Origin of the sequence: Acinetobacter sp. YH16042 (assembly GCF_013417245.1) — a bacterium.
GTDB classification, from domain to species: Bacteria; Pseudomonadota; Gammaproteobacteria; order Pseudomonadales; family Moraxellaceae; genus Acinetobacter; species Acinetobacter amyesii.
Genome location: NZ_VPEJ01000100.1, coordinates 1 through 1,962, shown reverse-complemented (window position 1 = coordinate 1,962; position 1,962 = coordinate 1). Strand labels below are relative to the sequence as shown.

The following is a 1,962-nucleotide window of genomic DNA, read 5'->3' as shown; positions in this document are numbered from 1 at the left end:
ATGGGCTGAGTAGAGATGAAATTGATATTGTAAACAAGATGATACGCAATGATGAGCGCATTATTGATTATATGACAAAATCAGGCTGTCATCTGAATTACGACACTCGACAAAAGCTCAATCGGACATTCTCACTTGAACGAACTTCAAACGAATATCGCTTAAATGATCTTGATAAAAAAGAAAACGAAGTTAAGCCGTTATTTCAGGCGAAGCCTGAAACAAAAGCTATTGAACGTAATAATGACAACGGATTCACAATGTAGGAGATGAAAAAATTATGAAAATAGATATTAGCGAGCACTTTGAAACATCATCAATCAGTGACGTTGCTTATGCTGCAATGCTTACTTTTTCTGAAATGGAAAATGTAGACTTGTCTTATTTACATGATGTGTGCGAACAATTAAATGCAGAAAAACATTGGCTGTTACAGCTAAATTGGTGTCATGAAAAAATGGACAATCAAAACTTTTTTACTTTGTGTAAAAGCTTGAACTATGACCCGATTGAGTTAAATCAAGCATTCAACGTGATCAAGCGTAAAAGTAGAAGATGACCCTTTATTTTTCTGCGTAGCAATGTTTTACATTGCTGTACTCGAAAAAAAAAGCATCTCTAAATCACTGTTTTTACTGCAGTATGCTTTTACTGAAAATAGTGCTACATTTTCATAGGCGAAAAAAAACAGGATTGCCGTCCTGTCTTTCTTCGGAATTTTAATTTAAATGCTTGAAAACACTAAAAATTAAACACCTGAATATGTCTTAATTTTAGCAGTGTTTGCGAGCTTTGCAAGCGGTTACTGTTATAAATGAATAAATGTGAAGCAAAAGACACTGATTTTCGGTCAATTTTTTATCAAGACCTACCGATTAAACCTTATTGTATGGACGAAAAACCAGGCTATATGCTTATTCGTCCCAAATCTATTGCGGTTAAAAAGCCCTATATTCAAGTTAATCCGCCACTTATGACGATTTACTTTGTCTTTGATGATGACAAAGAAGATTCCGCTTTATCCTGGTTTGACGCAGGTTTGCCACAGCCGTTTTGGACAACACAGAACCCAATCAACGGTCATTGCCATCACTGCTACAAGCTTGAGATACCGCTTTGTACAAGCGAGTTTGCTAGTGTGAAAGCAATCAAGTACGCACAAGCTATTTACTACGCTTTTGCACTCAAAATGGGTGCTGATCTCAGTTATTCTCATTTGATCACAAAAAATCCTCTCAATGACCAGTGGAGGACGATTTTTTGGACTGATAAAGCGTATTCGCTGGATTATCTTGCTGACTTCGTGGATCTGCCGAAGAAGATACCGAAAAAACTTGAAGTAGTTGGTTTAGGTCGCAATGTCACCATGTTCGAGAAAGGGCGTCATTGGGCGTATAAGGCGATTAGAGACTACATGCACCACAACTCTAGCCACGAGTGGGAAAGAGCCGTCAGGGCGCAAATAGAAGCGATTAATAGCGGTTTTGAACAACCTTTACCGTATAGCGAAGTAAAGGCGACATCAAAGAGTATTGCTAAATGGGTTTGGCAGCGTTTCAGCTATGGAGATTTCAGCGAGATTCAAGCTAAACGTGGTGCGAAGGGAGGTGCCAAGTCCAAACGTGGCCCTAAAGCTGATTCAGAGCGTTCAAAAAAGCCTTGGGAAGCCCTTGGAATTGGTCAAGCTACATATTATCGGCGCAAGAAAAAAGGTTTGATAAAGTGATAGCAGATAAGCCATATCAGATAACAGCCCCTCTTGGGGTTTGTTTTGAATCTTCCCTAGCTTTAAAGTGGGGGTTTTTATTATTCTTGTTTTATAAGTTAAATAGAAAATAACTAAAAACAATTAGAAAGTTCAAACACCAAACACCTCAAACACCAAACACCTCAAACACCAAACACCTCAAACACCAAACACCTCAAACACCAAACACCTCAAACACCAAACACCTCAAACAC

At 38.3% G+C, this 1,962-nt stretch carries 3 protein-coding genes; all 3 read left to right on the top strand.

Annotation, left to right across the window (positions count from 1 at the left end; translation table 11 throughout):
• Positions 1 to 266, top strand: a 266-nt coding sequence (locus FTV37_RS17245) for a hypothetical protein (protein ID WP_180064330.1), incomplete at its 5' end; no start/stop codon positions are given.
• A gap of 14 nt (positions 267 to 280) precedes the next feature.
• Complete coding sequence (locus FTV37_RS17240) at positions 281 to 559, top strand: hypothetical protein (protein WP_179991719.1); 279 nt, start codon at positions 281 to 283, stop codon at positions 557 to 559.
• A 255-nt stretch (positions 560 to 814) separates the two neighbouring features.
• Positions 815 to 1,726, top strand: coding sequence for a replication initiation protein (locus tag FTV37_RS17235; protein WP_179991720.1), 912 nt, complete (start codon positions 815 to 817; stop codon positions 1,724 to 1,726).
• The last annotated feature ends 236 nt before the right edge of the window (positions 1,727 to 1,962 follow it).